Origin of the sequence: Ancylomarina longa, from assembly GCF_003996985.1 — a bacterium.
Taxonomy (GTDB): Bacteria; Bacteroidota; Bacteroidia; order Bacteroidales; family Marinifilaceae; genus Ancylomarina_A; species Ancylomarina_A longa.
On sequence record NZ_RJJX01000178.1, the window covers coordinates 1 to 544 of the forward strand.

The 544-nt window shown below is 45.8% G+C and carries 1 protein-coding gene; it reads left to right on the forward strand.

Annotation, left to right across the window (positions count from 1 at the left end; all coding sequences use genetic code 11):
• On the forward strand, positions 1-544 hold a 544-nt coding region (locus DLK05_RS16890; protein WP_127345106.1), incomplete at both ends, for a DUF642 domain-containing protein.

Genomic DNA, 544 nt, shown 5'->3' on the forward strand with positions numbered 1-544 from the left:
CAGTGATGATGTAAATGTCACTGTTCATGTCAATCCAATCGTAGATTTGGGAGCGGATCAGCAGACCTGTGCAGGCAGCAGCATCACATTGGATGCTGGCAATGCGGGAGCAACATATTTATGGAGTACCGGAGAAACTACGCAAACAATTAGTACATCAATTAGTGGTAACTATTCCGTTGTTGTAACCAATGGAAATGGCTGTTCCGCCAGCGATGATGTGAATGTTACTGTTCATGCCAATTCAATCGTAGATTTGGGAGCGGATCAGCAGACCTGTGCAGGCAGCAGCATCACATTGGATGCTGGCAATGCGGGAGCAACATATTTATGGAGTACCGGAGAAACCTCACAGACTATCAATGTATCAACATCAGGAAATTATTCTGTAACAGTAACYAATACMAATGGCTGTTCCGCCAGCGATGATGTGAATGTTACTGTTCATGCCAATCCAATCGTAGATTTRGGAGCGGATCAGCAGACCTGTGCAGGCAGCAGCATCACATTGGATGCCGGCAATGCGGGAGCAACATATTTATGG